This window comes from Embleya sp. NPDC025285 (genome assembly GCF_055558835.1).
This window is the reverse complement of the sequence record NZ_JBVHLU010000051.1, coordinates 15371-30309: the sequence shown is the minus strand read 5'-3', so window position 1 is coordinate 30309 and position 14939 is coordinate 15371. Positions and strand designations below refer to the sequence as shown.

The 14939-nt window shown below is 70.8% G+C and carries 13 protein-coding genes; 7 read left to right on the top strand and 6 right to left on the bottom strand.

The features are described from left to right. Positions 1-190 precede the first annotated feature (190 nt). Entirely contained in the window at positions 191-1297 is a 1107-nt protein-coding gene (locus tag ACZ4FV_RS29660; RefSeq protein WP_465323701.1) for a tyrosine-type recombinase/integrase, read from the top strand. Between the two features lie 241 nt (positions 1298-1538). On the opposite strand, the gene ACZ4FV_RS29655 is transcribed toward ACZ4FV_RS29660, so the two are convergent. Next, positions 1539-2201, bottom strand: a complete 663-nt coding sequence (locus tag ACZ4FV_RS29655; RefSeq protein ID WP_465323700.1) for a TetR/AcrR family transcriptional regulator — start codon at positions 2199-2201, stop codon at positions 1539-1541. A gap of 174 nt (positions 2202-2375) precedes the next feature. On the opposite strand from ACZ4FV_RS29655, the gene ACZ4FV_RS29650 reads away from it, so the two are divergent. Both ACZ4FV_RS29650 and ACZ4FV_RS29645 read left to right on the top strand, forming a co-directional pair. Continuing rightward, entirely contained in the window at positions 2376-2996 is a 621-nt protein-coding gene (locus tag ACZ4FV_RS29650; protein ID WP_465323699.1) for a hypothetical protein, read from the top strand. Next, positions 2993-4258 (top strand): MFS transporter, encoded by a 1266-nt coding sequence (locus ACZ4FV_RS29645; protein ID WP_465323698.1) that lies wholly within the window; start codon positions 2993-2995, stop codon positions 4256-4258. The genes ACZ4FV_RS29650 and ACZ4FV_RS29645 overlap by 4 nt, the downstream gene beginning before the upstream one ends. A 32-nt stretch (positions 4259-4290) precedes the next feature. Here the strand turns inward: ACZ4FV_RS29645 and ACZ4FV_RS29640 are convergent, their stop codons facing one another. Beyond that, entirely contained in the window at positions 4291-4920 is a 630-nt protein-coding gene (locus tag ACZ4FV_RS29640; protein ID WP_465323697.1) for a TetR/AcrR family transcriptional regulator, read from the bottom strand. Between the two features lie 169 nt (positions 4921-5089). On the opposite strand from ACZ4FV_RS29640, the gene ACZ4FV_RS29635 reads away from it, so the two are divergent. Continuing rightward, positions 5090-6490 (top strand): MFS transporter, encoded by a 1401-nt coding sequence (locus ACZ4FV_RS29635; RefSeq protein WP_465323696.1) that lies wholly within the window; start codon positions 5090-5092, stop codon positions 6488-6490. Between the two features lie 258 nt (positions 6491-6748). On the opposite strand, the gene ACZ4FV_RS29630 is transcribed toward ACZ4FV_RS29635, so the two are convergent. The 3 genes from ACZ4FV_RS29630 to ACZ4FV_RS29620 form a co-directional block, all read right to left on the bottom strand. Then, the gene (locus tag ACZ4FV_RS29630; RefSeq protein ID WP_465323695.1) at positions 6749-8437 is read right to left on the bottom strand and encodes a ribonuclease J; all 1689 of its coding nucleotides are present in this window, start codon (positions 8435-8437) and stop codon (positions 6749-6751) included. Between the two features lie 110 nt (positions 8438-8547). Then, positions 8548-9276, bottom strand: coding sequence for a hypothetical protein (locus ACZ4FV_RS29625; RefSeq protein WP_465323694.1), 729 nt, complete (start codon positions 9274-9276; stop codon positions 8548-8550). A gap of 94 nt (positions 9277-9370) precedes the next feature. Next, the gene (locus ACZ4FV_RS29620; RefSeq protein ID WP_465323693.1) at positions 9371-9781 is read right to left on the bottom strand and encodes a MerR family transcriptional regulator; all 411 of its coding nucleotides are present in this window, start codon (positions 9779-9781) and stop codon (positions 9371-9373) included. Positions 9782-10304: 523 nt separating this feature from the next. Between ACZ4FV_RS29620 and ACZ4FV_RS29615 the strand changes: the two genes are divergently transcribed. After that, complete coding sequence (locus tag ACZ4FV_RS29615) at positions 10305-11807, top strand: SulP family inorganic anion transporter (protein ID WP_465323692.1); 1503 nt, start codon at positions 10305-10307, stop codon at positions 11805-11807. Positions 11808-11973: 166 nt separating this feature from the next. Next, the gene (locus ACZ4FV_RS29610) at positions 11974-13302 is read left to right on the top strand and encodes a class I SAM-dependent methyltransferase (protein ID WP_465323691.1); all 1329 of its coding nucleotides are present in this window, start codon (positions 11974-11976) and stop codon (positions 13300-13302) included. A 92-nt stretch (positions 13303-13394) separates the two neighbouring features. Here the strand turns inward: ACZ4FV_RS29610 and ACZ4FV_RS29605 are convergent, their stop codons facing one another. Continuing rightward, positions 13395-14117 carry a phosphatase PAP2 family protein gene (locus ACZ4FV_RS29605; RefSeq protein ID WP_465323690.1) on the bottom strand — a complete coding sequence of 241 codons (723 nt, stop codon included), beginning with the start codon at positions 14115-14117 and terminating at the stop codon, positions 13395-13397. 390 nt (positions 14118-14507) lie between these two features. On the opposite strand from ACZ4FV_RS29605, the gene ACZ4FV_RS29600 reads away from it, so the two are divergent. Further along, positions 14508-14939: a MerR family transcriptional regulator gene (locus ACZ4FV_RS29600; RefSeq protein ID WP_465323746.1), complete on the top strand. Its 432-nt coding sequence runs from the start codon at positions 14508-14510 to the stop codon at positions 14937-14939.

Below are 14939 nucleotides of genomic sequence, written 5' to 3'. Positions count from 1 at the left end.
ATCGCCTGTCAGATCGCCGTACACGGCATCGTTGCAGGTCAGGGCATGTGTAAATCGAGGGTTCACGGCCCGCGCGGCACCTGCTCGCGCTCCTCATTCGCGATACGACGGGGGCGTATCGCGAATGAGCCGACGATGCCGATCTTCCGCATAACGTGGATTATGCGGAAGGTGGGGTAGCGTGCCGGCCATGCACACCGACCCCCGGCCCGGCCCCGGGATCGAGGCCCGGTCCGGCGCCGAACTCGTGCTCGCGCCGAGCCGCGCCGAGGACGCCTACGCGCACATCCGCGACCAGCTCGGCACCGTCGCACCGCGCGATGCGGCCACCGGCCGGCTCGGCCCCCGCGAGGACCGGATCGCCCTGCTCGCCCGGCTGTGCGACCGGGCCACGTTCGAACTCGTCGTCGCCTGGCTCAGCTCGACGGCGGTGGCGTCGGTCGACTCCAAGCGCGCGTACGCCGACGACCTGCGGATGTGGGCCGGGTACGCCGCCGAACTCGGCCGCGTGCCCTTCGTGTTCGGCTGCCTGAGCGCGGACGACGTCACCGTGTGGCGCCTCGCGGAGGAACGCCGCGGCGCCAAACCTCGCACGATCGCCCGCCGCCTCGCCGCCCTGTCCTCGCTGACCCGGTTCCAGGCCGACCGCCGACAGGTTCCCCTGGTCAACCCGGTCACCCGGGACAACCGGCCCCGGATCGACCGCGCCGATCACTCCTCCGACACGCCGATCCTGGAGAAGGCCGAGATTCAACGCGTCGTCCACGCGGCGGAGACCGTCCACGAGGCTTTGGTCGTCACCCTGATCTACACCCTCGCCGGCCGCGTCGGCGAGACCTGCGGCGCCGACGTCGACGCCCTGGTCCATCGCGGCGGGCGGTGGATCGTCACCTTCCGACGCAAGGGCGACAAGCACACCGACTTCGTTCTCCCGGACCGCGTCGCCGATCTCCTGCTGGCCGTCCTCGACGGCCGCACCACCGGCCCCCTGCTCGTCGACGAGCAGGGGGAACGTCTCACCCGGCACGACGTCGACTACCTGCTGACCCGCCTCGGCCGCCGGGCCGGCGTCCTGTCCGGACGCGATCTGACCCCGCACGTGCTGCGCGCGTCCCGGCTGACCCACATGCACGACGACAAGGTGCCCCTGGACGAGATCAGGGAGTACGCCGACCACGCCGACCTCGCGACCACGCTGGTGTACGTCCGCCGCCGCGACGACGGCACCAGGCGCGCGGCCCACGCCGCCGCCGCCGTCCCCCTCTACGACCACCTCATCGACCGCTGGATCCCCTGACCCGGTGGTCGGAACTCAACGGCCAGGACGCCACCTCCTCCAGCAACGTCCAGACTTCGATGAGGTCCTCGGGTTCCCACTCCTGCCGCATCGGCGGTCTCACCGTCGTCGTTACACGACGACGGTGACGCAGGATCACCACCACATCTTCGAAAACCCCTAAAACGCAGATAAACAAGCCTCGAACACGCTACAGAAAGCAACTTGTCGTTTCGTCGTTCCTTCGGGAGAACAGGCCCGTTTACGGGAGTTGGAGGGTGAGGCCGCCCGGGATGGCGTCGAAGGCTTCTTCGACGCGTTCGGCGAGCGTGGTGCGTCCGCCGTGGCCGCGTCTGCCGTCGTGGCCGCGGCCAGCGACCCAGTTGCGGGCACCGCAGCGCCAGGCGGCCAGAGCGAATTCGCCGAGCAGGCGTAGGCGTACGTCGTCGCGGCCGTGGACGCCGAGGCGTTCCTCCAGGACGGCGACCAGTTGTTCCTGCGTCTTGATGGAGGACAGGACGCTGTGGTCGCGCAGGACCGGGGTGCCGGCGGCGAGGCGGCGGGTGGCCATGAAGCGGGTCTCCCACTCGGCGTCCATGGTGTGGATGGCGGCGGCCAGTGAGGTGCGCAGGGCGGCGAGGGCGGCCCCGCGGTGGCGCGCGCGAGTGAAGTCGTCGAGGTAGGCGGCCCAGAGTTCACCTTCGGCGGCCATCGCCACGTCCTCTTTGGAGGCGTAGTAGCGGAAGAAGGTGCTGCGGGCGATCTCGACGCGTTCGGTGAGGTCGTCGAGGGTGACCCGGTCGAAGCCGTACTCCGTGAAGAGTGCCAGGGCGGTGTCGGCGAGGGCTCGTCGGGTGCGGGCCTTCTTGCGTTCGCGCAGGGGCAGGGAGCGGTCGTCGCCGGCGGGGTGGGGTTCGGTGTTCACCGCCCCAGCCTACCGAGATACGGTCTCGGATCGAATACACACTGGACCTCGATATGCACCAGTGACAGAGTGGAACTCGGTCCTGTTTTTGGGCACGGGGTGTCGTTCGGCGCGCCCGTGTCCGGCGAGGGGAGTTCGATGATGGGTGCACGGCAGGTGGCGGGTTCGCCGGAGATGACGCGTTCCGACGTGGCGGTTGTCGTCATCACGACCCGTCACGTCGACACGGACGTGGGCGAGGCCGCGAAGGCGGCCGTCACGAGGCGGGTGGCGGGGGCTTGGCCGGTCGGGTTGTTGTCGTGGTCGTTGTTCACGAGCACCGACGACTGCGCGTTGATGGCCTACGAACAGTGGACCGAAGACCGGGCGTTGGACATCGCCTTGGTGGGTCGTGACGCGTGGGTGCCGGGGATCCCGGGGACGGAGGTGTCCGCACCGGTGCGCTATCGCGTGTTGCGCTCGGCCGTGTTGGGGACGGACGGGGTGACGGGCTGTGTGGTGACGCCGACGTTCGACACGGACGGTCCCGATCGTCAGCGCCTGCTCGTGGACGCGGTGTTCGCGATGGTCGAGGGGACACCGCCCCCGCCGGGGGCGATCGGGGCGCACTTCCACGCAAGTGTGGACGGCACTCGGGTGTTCAACTACGCCCAGTGGGCCGACGAACGATCGCACGTCGACGCCATGGCCGGGCCCCGCACGACGACCGCCGTGAAGGTCACCGGGACCACGCCGGGCGTGCGTCCGATGGGATACCGGCGGTGGCACCCGCACACCATGCTCGTGGCACCGTGAACGCCGCCGTGGCACCCGAACCCGGGCCGGCCGCGGGCGCGCGGGCGGGCCTGGTGGTGCTGCTGCTCGCCTCGACCCTGGGGGTCGCGGGCGGCGCGACGATCGCCCCGATCATCGAGGTGATCCGCAAGGACCTCGGGGTGGGCGCTACCGCGGCGGGAACGATCCTGACCGCGCACGCGCTCACGATCGCGATCGTCAGTCCCTTCGCGGGCCGAGCGGCCGACCGGTTCGGGCCCCGCGTGCCGTTGGGCGCCGGGCTGGTGTTGTACGGGCTCGGCGGGGGCGCGGGCCTGGTCGCCGACTCGTATCCGGCGTTGGTGCTCTCGCGCCTGGTGTTGGGAACGGGGACGGCGGCGGTGTTCACGTGTTCGACGCTGGCGTTGTTGGCGCTGTATCGCGGCGGCGAACGCGACCGGGTGATGGGATGGCGCACGGTGGCCACCAGCGTCGGCGGGTTCGTCTACCCCCTGCTCGCCGGCGCGCTGGGGCACCTGTCCTGGCACGCCCCCTTCGCGATCTACCTCGTCGGCGTCCCGTTGGGCCTCGCCGCCCTCGTCGCCGTGCCCTCCGCTCGCACACCAACCCCCGACGCTGCGGGAATCGGTGCGACCGCACGCGGCGGGGCGTGGCGGCTGTTGCGCGAACGCCCGTTGATTGCGGGCTTGTGCTGTGTGTGGGTGGCCACGAGCGGACTGATGATGGTGCTCGCGGTGTTCCTGCCGCGCCGCCTGGACCAAGTGGGGGTGCACGACACACTGCTGGTGGCGCTCTACGCGTCGGTGGCCTCCTCGACGACCGCGACGCTCGCGGGGCTGGCCTACACGCGGATGCGCGGACGCCTCGGCTACCCGGCTCTGTTGCGGTGCGCGACCGGGGCGTGGACGGGCGCGTTCGTGCTCTTCGCGTTCGCCGACCATGCCGCCGTCCTGTGGATGGTCCCCGCGCTCACCGGCCTCGGAAGCGGCATCGCCATGCCCACGCTCACCGTATTGATCGACCGGGCCGCGCCCGCGCACCGACGGGGCACCGCAACCTCGCTTCAGGCCAGCGCCCTGTTCGGTGGCCAATTCGGCTCACCGTTGGTGTTCGGGCCGCTCGTCGACGCCACTTCGGTCACCACCGGCGCGCTCACCGCCGCCGGCGGCACCACCCTCATGTTCCTGCTCCTGCTGCGTCTGCGCGATCCCGGCGGGGACGATCCGGACGTTGTCGCGGCAACGACCGTGGGAACCGCGAAGCCGGCGGAGGGACCTGTGTGAACCGTGGGCCCGCCGGATGGCGCCCGGCCCTGTCACGCCAGGGAGGGCGGGCCGGGTAGGGCGCCGGCCAGACAACGGTCCAGGTGGTAGCGAAGGATCGCCTGGGCCGCCGCGGCGGTGCGTTGGCCCACCAGGACGCCGGTGCCCAGGCCGTGGCCGATCGCCAACAGACGGGCGGCCTCCGCCCGGGGATCACGGTCGCCGGCGAGATCGCCGTCGAACTGGGCCCGTCGCAAAACGTCGACCACCTGCTGTTCGAGGCGCCTGGGGCCCTCGACGAACGGTCGCGCGGCCAGATCCGGGTCGGTCATCGCGAGCACCGCGTACGAGGTCCACACCAGGTGGAAGACGCGGCTGTCCTCGTCCGTGGGCAACGCCTCGGCCAGGAGGGCTTCCAGGACCGCGCGGGCGGACGCGGGGGCGGGCAGGGCGGCCAGCCGCGCCGCCCACCGTTCGTTGCCGCGGCGTTCGAGACGCTCCAGCGCCGCGTGCATCAGATGGGCCCGAGTCTCGAAGTAGTACTGCACCGTCCGCAGCGACACGCCGGCCTCGGCCGCGACCGCGCGCATCGTCACCTTGTGCAGACCCTCGCGGGCGGCGAAACGAACCAGGGCGTCGGCGATGTACGCGCGGCGCTCCGCGTGATCGACCAGCTTCGGCATCCACTCGCCCCTCTTCCCGCGCCCTCCGTTTTTACGTTACAACTGTATCAACAAAGTCGACGCGCCGAACGGGGAAGAGATGGGACGACGGCAAGGGGAGGCCGGGCCGAACGCCGCGGCGGCGGCCCGTGAAAAGCGGGGGCGACCGGCGCCGCGGGTGACGGGACGGATGGCGTCGTGGGTGCTCGCCCTGGCGTGCGCGGCACAGTTCATGGTGGTGCTTGACGTGTCCGTGGTGAACGTGGCGCTGCCCTCGATCCGCGCCGCGCTCGACTTCGACGAGGCCGGCCTGCAATGGGTGGTCAACGCCTATGCGTTGGTGTTCGCCGGGTTCCTGTTGCTCGGGGGGCGACTCGCGGATCTGTACGGGCTGCGGCGGGTCTTCGTCGCCGGGCTCGCGCTGTTCGCGGGATCGAGCCTGGTGGGCGGGCTCGCGACGTCCCCGGCGGCGTTGATCGCCGCGCGCGCCGTGCAGGGCCTGGGGGCGGCGGTTTTGGCGCCGGCGACGTTGACGCTGGTGACCACGACGTTCGCGCAAGGCCGTGCCCGGACACGGGCGTTGGCCACGTGGACGGCGGTGGGCTCGGCCGGCGGCGCGGCCGGGAACCTGGTCGGCGGGGTCCTGACCCGGACGTTGTCGTGGCGGTGGGTTTTGCTGGTCAACGTGCCCATCGGCGTGGTTACGGTGGCGGCGGCGTTCGTGCTGCTGCCGCGCGTCGCGGCGACGGTGACGGCCCGGACGAGGGGACGGCTGGACGTCCCGGGGGCGGTCCTGGCCACCACCGGCGTCACCGCGCTCACCTATGGCATCGTCCGGGGTCCGGCGAGGGGCTGGGCCGATCCGGTCACGGCGGGAGCCCTGATCGCGGGCTTCGTGACGCTCGGCGCGTTCGCCCTGGTCCAGGCACGGCTGTCTCCGGAGCCGTTGATGCCGCCGAGGCTGTGGCGGACACGGGCCATCTCGGTGGGCAACACGGTGATGCTCCTGGCCGGGGCGTGTTTCATCCCGATGTGGTACTTCCTGTCGCTGTACATGCAGAACGTGCTGCACTACGACGCCCTGGAGACCGGCCTGGGCTTCCTGCCGCACACCCTGGTCGGCATCGGCGCCGCCCGGTCGGCGCCGTGGGTGATGCGACACGTGGACGCGCGGACCCTGATCCTGCTCGGCTCCGCGCTCGCCGGGGCGGGCTTCCTGTGGCAGAGCGGCGCCGACGCCGACAGCGGCTACGCCCTGGGCGTGCTGGGGCCGGGGATGGTGATGTCCGCCGGGATCGGCCTGCTGGTCACCCCGATCACCGCCACCGTCACCTCCGGTGTCGATCCCCGCGACGCGGGCGCCGCCTCCGGGTTGATGAACACCACCCGCCAACTCGGCGGCGCCTTGGGCCTGGCCGCCCTGGTCGCCGTCGCCGGCGCCGGCGATACCCACCGGGCGCCGGCCGACCTCGCCGCCGGCTACGGCCGCGTCTTCCTCGTCATGACGGCGATCCTGGCCGCCGTCGTCGCCGCGACGCTCGCCCTGCCCAAGGACGACCCGGAGGCGGCCCCACCCGCCGGAACGACCTGACCGCGACGGGGCGGCGCGTGTGTCGGGCCGGACGGCGACGCCGCATCCGGGCAGGGGACGGGTGCGACCTGTCGGACACGGCCGGGCCGGTGGCCGATTCGATCACCGACCGGCACTGGGCAGGAGCATGCAACCGCCGGATTCGGTCGACGCGGCGGGCACGCTCGTGCCGGCCGATACCCGGACCGCGACCGGTCGTTGATCGTCGAGTCTTTTCCCGGATGTGCGAACGGCGGCGCGCCGTCGAGTGGTTGGCTCTCAGACCTCCACCACCACCGGCAGGATCATCGGCCGACGGCGGTAGGTGTCCGAGACCCATTTCCCGACGATCCTGCGGATCTGCTGTTGCAACTGGTAGGGCTGGGCGACACCGTCCGCGGCGGCCTTGTGCAGCATTTCCTCGATCCTGGGGATGACGGCGTCGAAGAGGGCGTCGTCGATTCCCGATCCGCGAGCCTGGAACTGTGGTCCGGCGACGGCTTTGCCGGTGGACGAGTCGACGGCGAGGAACACGGAAACGAAGCCTTCCTCGCCCAGGACACGGCGGTCCTTGAGGGAGGACTCGGTGACGTCGCCGACGGAGAGGCCGTCCACGTAGACGTATCCGGCGCGAACCTTGCCCGTGATTCTGGCGACTCCGCCGACGAGGTCGACGGTGACGCCGTCCTCGGCGAGCACGATCCGGTCCCTACGCACGCCGGTTTTCGCTGCGAGGTCCGCGTTGGCGCGCAGGTGGCGCCATTCGCCATGCACCGGCATGACGTTGCGCGGGCGGGTGAGGTTGAAGAAGTAGAGCAGTTCGCCGGCCGAGGCGTGGCCGGAGACGTGCACCTTGGCGTTGCCCTTGTGGACGACGTTCGCGCCCCAGCGGGTGAGGCCGTTGATGACGCGGTAGATCGCGGTCTCGTTGCCGGGGATCAGCGACGAGGCGAGCACGACGGTGTCGCCCTCAACGATGCGGATCTGCTGGTGCGAGCGGTTGGCCATCCGCGACAGCGCCGCCATCGGCTCGCCCTGCGAACCCGTGCACACCAGAACGACCTCGTCGGGGGGCAGGTCGTCGAGCGCTTTGACGTCCACCACGAGGCCGGCGGGGATCTTCAGGTAGCCCAGGTCCCCGGCGATCTTCATGTTGCGCACCATCGAGCGGCCGACGAAGGCGACCTTGCGCTCGTAGGCGTACGCGGTGTCCAGCACCTGTTGGATGCGGTGCACGTGGCTCGCGAAGCTCGCGACGATGATCCGACGGTCGGCGTCCGCGAACACCCGATCCAGCACGCCGGCGATGTCACGTTCGGCCGGGATGAAGCCGGGGACCTCGGCGTTCGTGGAGTCCACGAGCAGCAGGTCGATACCCTCCGTGCCCCAGCGCGCGAACGCCGGCAGGTCGGTGAGGCGATTGTCCAACGGGAGCTGGTCCATCTTGAAGTCGCCGGTGTGCACCACGGTGCCAGCCCCTGTGCGAATCGCCAAGGCGAGCGCGTCGGGGATCGAGTGGTTCACCGAGACGAACTCGCACTCGAAGGGACCCAGTCGTTCGGTGTCGCCTTCCTTGACTTCGAGCGTGTACGGCCGGATGCGGTGTTCGGTGAGCTTGGCCTCGATGAACGCGAGGGTCAGTTTGGACCCGATCAGCGGGATGTCGGGCTTCTCGCGCAACAGGTAGGGGACCGCGCCGATGTGGTCCTCGTGGCCGTGGGTGAGGATGATCGCCTCGATGTCGCCCAGGCGATCCCGGATCGAGGTGAAGTCCGGAAGAATGAGGTCGACGCCGGGTTGTTCCTCCTCGGGGAAGAGCACGCCGCAGTCGACGATCAGCAGCCGGCCCTCGAATTCGAAGACGGTCATGTTGCGGCCGATCTCGCCGAGACCGCCGAGCGGGGTCACGCGAAGTCCGCCCTTGGGCAGTGCGGGAGGGGGGCCGAGTTCGGGGTGGGGGTGGCTCATGGGTTCTCTCCTTGTCGCGCGGCCCTCGTCCCGGACAGGGAAGGGACCACGCACGGCCGAAGGTGGCCGGTCCGCGACGTGGGACGCGGCCGGGGATGACGAGTTCCGGGTCAGGGGCGGATGCCTTCGCCCAAGGTCACGGTGGTCCAGCCGTGCGAGCGCCAGTGCTCCAGGGCCGCGCGCACCGTGGACGCGGCGCGTGCGCGTGCCGGGCCCGGTCGCTCGCCCCATGTCTGCTCGAACCAGGCGGTCAGCGCCGGGCCCGCGTCGTCGCGGTCCAGGGTGTCGAGTGCGGTGGCCTGTCCCAGGTGTGTGGCAAGCAGCAGGATCGCGGTGGGGTCCGCGTTCGCCCCGTCGACGTCTTCGAGGAAGGCCGCCGTCGCCTGACGCACCGTGCGAACCCGGGGCCGCGGCGCGCGGGTGGCGGGCGCCGGTGGCGGCGGGCGGGAGTCGGCGCGCTCGGGAATCGGGGCGGGCGCCGGGCGGGCGGGGGTCGCAGTCCGCGGGCCGTCGTCGGGACGCGCGGCGGCGCGGGGCACATAGCCGGCGGGAACCGCGCGGTTCGTGCGCAGGGATTCCTCCAGCACCGAGGAGTCGCAGGCCGGACACAACAGGACGCGGTCCCAGCCGACGATCGAGAGTTGGGTGCCCCGCGACGTGCGCGTCGTCGCCAGGGGGCGTTCCACGAGATCGTCGCCGGCGCACGAGTCGCAGACGGCTCGGCCGCGCATCCAGCGCGCGCCGCAGACGCGGCACCGCACCAGGATGCGTTCGTCTTCCGCCTTCCCGCCGACCAGGTCTTCCGTTTCCCCGCAGGTCGGGCACGCGAAATCCCGCATCGGGCACCACCTCCGTTCGCGCGGCTGCCGGCAACTCCACGCAACCGTACCTTCACGAGAGGGTACAGATGCGCGGGGCTGCCCCGAAGTGGGGTCAGGATTGCGACTCGCAGTGGGCGGCGAGGTGTCCGCGCAGCGTCGTCGTGAACTCCTCGGCGGCCGTCCATTGCGCGCGCAGGGTCCCGCACCGCGCCTCGGCGCGTCGATGATATTCCCGCAGGCACAGGCGCAGGCGATCGCGCTCTTCGGCGTCCGGGCCCGGATTCGCGGCGAGACGGTCGAGCGTCCGCAGCAGTTCGCGTATCTCCTCCAACGAGAAGTCGAGTGGTTTCATCCGGCGGACCAGCGTCAGGCGCTCCACGTCCGCGCGGTCGTAGAGGCGGAAGCCGCCCGGGCTGCGGGCCGAGGGTGAAACGAGTCCCTTCTCCTCGTAGTGCCTGATCGTGCGCAGTGACAATCCGGTGCGTTCGGCGACCTCGCCGATGCGAACGTGCTCCCGGTCCACGCGCCGGCTCCTTCCTGCGCGACCGCCCGTGGGCCCGCCCCCGCGGCGGCGGCGAAGGCGTCACGAGGCGCGGAGGGCCGCCGGTCCCACAGCTCGGGACGATTCGACCGTGACGTCAGGGTAGGTCGCTTCGCGTACGACCACCAGACTCCTGCGCGCGCGGCGCGGAGCCGGTCGCAAACGTGCGCGTGAGCGCCCCGCCTTCACGCGTCGATGACGCTCCTCGCGCCGACACGACACGACGCGCGAGGCACCCGGTCGCTCGACTCTCCCCTAACGTTAGAGTAGAGTGGGTGCGGGCCGCTCGAGTTGTGCAAACGCTGGCAGCCCCGCCGTCGAGACCGACGGCACCCACGATCTTCCGGGTGGAGACACCCGATCGGCGGCCGGTCCGGGCCGTCGAGCCCTCGTCGGGACCTGGCTTCGACGGCGCGGTCGGCGAGAACCCACAACCCGCCCCCTTGCGGGTGGCACCACGCGCGCATCCCCGGGCGGGACGCGCCCCCGACACGGAAACGGTTGCATGTCCACTCTGCTGTCCGCGGCCCCACGGCCGCGTTTGACCAGGCCCGACTGGCTCGGGTCCCCCAAGATCTTTCGCACGGAGGTGTTGGCCGGCCTCGTGGTCGCGCTGGCACTGATCCCCGAGGCGATCTCGTTCTCGATCATCGCCGGAGTCGATCCCAGCGTCGGTCTCTTCGCGTCCTTCGTCATGGCCGTGGTGATCTCCGTCGTCGGCGGTCGCAAGGCGATGATCTCCGCGGCGACGGGTGCGATGGCATTGGTGATCGCCCCCCTCAATCACGAACACGGCCTGGGATATCTGATCGCCGCGGTCGTCCTGGGCGGCGTCGTCCAGGTGGTCCTCGGGGCCTTGGGCGTCGCGAAACTGATGCGGTTCGTGCCCCGTTCGGTGATGGTCGGCTTCGTCAACGCCCTGGCCATCCTGATCTTCATGGCCCAGGTGCCCGAGATGCACGACGTCCCATGGGCCGTCTACCCGCTCATCGTCGGCGGCCTGGCGTTGATGGTGCTCACTCCCAAGCTCACCCGGGTCGTGCCCGCGCCGCTGATCGCCATCGTCGTACTGACCGTGATCACGGTCGCGGCGGGCATCGCCGTGCCCAACGTGGGCGACAAGGGCGAACTGCCCTCGTCCCTGCCCACTCCGGGCCTGCCCGACGTCCCCTTCACCCTGGACACGCTCACCACCATCGCCCCGTACGCCTTCGCGTTCGCCCTGGTGGGCCTGATGGAGTCGCTGATGACGGCCAAACTGGTCGACGACATCACCGACACCCACTCCAACAAGACCCGCGAGTCCCTCGGGCAGGGCGTCGCCAACATCGTCACCGGGTTCTTCGGCGGCATGGGCGGTTGCGCGATGATCGGCCAGACCATGATCAACGTGAAGACCGCCGGCGCACGCACCCGCCTGTCCACGTTCCTCTCGGGTGTCTTCCTCCTCGTTCTCGTGGTGGGCTTCGGCTCGGTCGTCTCCGACATCCCGATGGCCGCCCTGGTAGCGGTGATGATCCTGGTCTCGGTGGCCACCCTGGACTGGCACTCGGTCCGACCCAGGACGCTCAAGCGCATGCCGGTGGGCGAGACCGTCGTGATGGTCGTGACCGTCGTCTGCGTGGTGGCCACCCACAACCTCGCCATCGGCGTCGTCGTCGGCTGCGTCACCGCCATGGTGATCTTCGCCAAGCGCGTCGCCCACCTCGCGAACGTGTCCGGCGTCGTGGACCCGGACGGCCACCAGGTCGTGTACGCGGTCACCGGTGAGCTGTTCTTCGCCTCCTCCAACGACCTGGTGTCCCAGTTCGACTACAAGGGCGACCCGGACGACGTCGTCATCGACCTCTCCGACGCCCACATCTGGGACGCCTCCTCCGTCGCCGCGTTGGACGCGATCGAGACCAAGTACAGGGGCTACGGAAAGCGCGTCACCATCGTCGGACTCAACGAGCCCAGCGCCGACATGCACGCCAACCTGACCGGCGAACTGTCCGGCAGCCACTGACCCGTCCTCGACTTCCGACCCGCTTTGGGTTCCGCGGAAGGCAAAGGGGCCGGTGGGCGTGCGCGCCCTCGGCCGAAGGGGCCGAATGCGCGTCGTGCGCGGGAACCGGCCCCGTCACCGCCCGACGCGTCACCGCCGGAGCACAATCCCCTGTGGAGGTACGACCGTGTCCGACACCGCCCGACGGCTCGCAGCACTGGCCGAGCAGGCGCTGGGGCGTCCACTGCCGCTGCGGATCCGCGCCTGGGACGGCAGCGAGGCCGGGTCCGCCGACGGGCCCGTCCTCGTCGTCCACGACCGACGCGCCCTTCACCGCCTGGCCTGGAAGCCGGGAAGACTGGGCCTGGCACGCGCCTGGGTGGCCGGGGAGATCGACGTCGAGGGTGACCTGTACGAGGCGCTCGACCGGATCGCCGACCTCCTCTGGAGACCCGCGCCGCGCGGACCCGTCAGCGCGCGCCTGTGGACGGCCCTGCGTGATCGGGACACGACACGGTTCGTCCGCGAGGCGCTGGCCCTGCTCGGGCCGGCCCTGCCCCCCGCGCCCCCGGCGGAGGAGGTGGCCCGCCGCCGCGGTCCGTTGCACAGTGTGCGCAGGGACCGGGCCGTGGTCGGTCACCACTACGACGTCGGCAACGACTTCTACGCCTTGGTCCTGGGCCCGTCGATGGTCTACTCGTGCGCCTACTGGGACGAGCGGACCCTCTTCCGAAACACCCTGGAGGCGGCGCAGGAGGCCAAACTGGACCTCGTCTGCCGCAAACTCGCCCTGCGCCCGGGGATGCGTCTGCTCGACGTCGGGTGCGGTTGGGGCTCCATGGTGATCCACGCGGCTCGCCACCACGGTGTCGAAGCCGTCGGGGTGACCGTTTCGGTGGAGCAGGCCACCTTGGCCCGCAAGCGGGTCGCCGACGCGGGTCTCGCCGAGCAGATCGACATTCGAGTGCAGGACTACCGGGAGATCCCGGACGGCCCCTACGACGCCGTCTCCTCGATCGGCATGGCCGAACACGTCGGCTCGACCGGATTTCGGACGTACGTCGACGCGTTGTACGCCCTCCTGCGGCCCGGCGGTCGATTGCTCAACCATCAGATCTCCCGCCGACCCGCCGCCGACGAACGCGCGCACCGGGCGGACGAGTTCATCGACCGCTACGTCTTCCCCGACGGGGAACTTGCACCGCTGGGCACGACCATCCGCCACCTGGAGGACGCCGGCTTCGAAGTGCGGGACGTGCACGCCCTGCGCGAGCACTACACCCCGACGCTCCGGGCGTGGGTGGCGAACCTGGAGGCGAACCGGGACCGGGCCGCGGATCTGGCCTCACCGGGACGCGTGAGGGTCTGGCTCCTGTACATGGCGGCCTCGGCGCTCGCCTTCGAGCGCAACGCCATCGGCGTCAACCAGGTGCTCGCCGTGCGTACCGCCGCGGGTGGAGCGTCCGGGATGCCGTACCGGCGGGACACCCGAAGGCCCATCGACGAGAGCCGATAGCCCGCCGATCGCCGATGTGTCGACCACGGCGTGCGCCGCCCGTCCTCCATGTCCGCGAACCGACGCGGGTCAAGGTGTGTGCGGCGTCCGTCTCACACGCGGTCCTCCTCGTGTCGTCGCCGGACATCCCCATGGCTCCCGCCCTCGCGCTCCGGCGGTTCCACGCTTCCGACGCGGGCGGGAGTCTCGCGCACGCGCGGCGAGCGGGAGACGATCAGGGGCCTCCACACCGAGGACGCGAGCGCCCGGGTGAGCGGTGTGACCGCGGGCAGAGCCATCGGCGCCAGCAGGCCCGTGACCAGAACGCCCAACGCCAGTCCCCCCAGCACGTCGCTGGGGTAGTGCACTCCCATGTACACCCGGGCCATCCCCTGGAGGAGAGCGACACCCACCGCGATCAGGCCGATCCGGCGGTCGACGCGCCACAGGCCCGCCGCGACGGCCATCGCCAGCGTCGAATGGTCACTGGCGAACGAGGGATCCGTCTTGCCTTCCACGAGAACGTTCAATCCGGGGTGGTCCACAAACGGTCGCGGCCGGTCCACCCACGCGCGCAACGGCACGTTGACCGCCAGGGCCACACCGACCGGAACCACGATCCACACCGCGCACGCCACCGAGCGGGGGGCGTCCGGCCCGCGGCGCGCGACCCACCAACCGGCGACGACCAGAATCACCAGGGCGAGGACCATCCCGAACTCGCCCGTCCACTCGACCGCGTGATCGGCCCACGGCGCGTGACGCGAGAATCCGTTGAGCCCCACCAGTACGTCCCGATCGACGTCGGCGGGGGACGATGTGAGCACCACGCTCACCCGAGGCCACCCGTCCGGGACCGTGGAGCGCGTTCGATCGATGAACGGGTCATGAGGACTCTTCTCGTGTGACGGCCGCCGCCCGTGGCCGGCCGACCGTGGATCGATGAAAGACCGAGTCGTTGCTCCGCGGATGTCCGTCGAGGTGATCGGCCACCGGAGGACGCCATCCGCCGGGCCGTCCCGATCACCGGCCGACGCGACCCGGAGGTCGTGATTCCAACGGCGCGAGAGTCTACCCTAACGTCAGGGTAGATAGCGTGGTGCGGATTCCCGCGCCGGGCGCACGCCGGGCGTCGGGCCGACCCGACGAGACGGCATGATGGGTTCGGGCCGCGAGGGTCGCCTGTGAGCGAGTTGAAAGGGGTGCCGGGCGTGGTGGAAGGGCACATGCAGATCGGCGAGGTCGCCGAACGCACAGGACTGTCGTTGCGCACCATCCGGCATTACGAGGAAGTCGATCTCGTCGTGCCCTCGGCGCGCAGCCGCGGCGGTTTCCGCTTGTATACGGACGCGGACGTGGAGCGTCTGATGGTGATCCGTCGGATGAAGCCGCTGGGCTTCACCCTGGAGGAGATGCGGGAGCTGCTGGACATCGTCTCCCGCCTGTCGGGGGAGGGCTCGGCCCCGGAGGAGGGAACACGGGACGAGGAGCAGGTACGCACGCGCCTGCATGAGTACCAGCAGCTGGCGGACGCCCGATGCGAGACACTGCGCACTCAATTGGCGATCGCCGAGGAGTTCGCCGCGACCCTGCGACACCATCTGCCCGCCCAACCGGCCACACCGAGCGGGCCCGGGTCGGCCGAAGCGCACCGGTAG

Bases quoted from the DNA above. Each gene is read 5' to 3' on its own strand.
- ACZ4FV_RS29650 (WP_465323699.1), top strand. From the start codon at position 2,376: ATGACGCGTTCCGACGTGGCGGTTGTCGTCATCACGACCCGTCACGTC.
- ACZ4FV_RS29660 (WP_465323701.1), top strand. From the start codon at position 191: ATGCACACCGACCCCCGGCCCGGCCCCGGGATCGAGGCCCGGTCCGGC.
- ACZ4FV_RS29640 (WP_465323697.1), bottom strand. From the start codon at position 4,920: ATGCCGAAGCTGGTCGATCACGCGGAGCGCCGCGCGTACATCGCCGAC.
- ACZ4FV_RS29615 (WP_465323692.1), top strand. From the start codon at position 10,305: ATGTCCACTCTGCTGTCCGCGGCCCCACGGCCGCGTTTGACCAGGCCC.
- ACZ4FV_RS29635 (WP_465323696.1), top strand. From the start codon at position 5,090: ATGGCGTCGTGGGTGCTCGCCCTGGCGTGCGCGGCACAGTTCATGGTG.
- ACZ4FV_RS29625 (WP_465323694.1), bottom strand. From the start codon at position 9,276: ATGCGGGATTTCGCGTGCCCGACCTGCGGGGAAACGGAAGACCTGGTC.
- ACZ4FV_RS29600 (WP_465323746.1), top strand. From the start codon at position 14,508: ATGCAGATCGGCGAGGTCGCCGAACGCACAGGACTGTCGTTGCGCACC.
- ACZ4FV_RS29630 (WP_465323695.1), bottom strand. From the start codon at position 8,437: ATGAGCCACCCCCACCCCGAACTCGGCCCCCCTCCCGCACTGCCCAAG.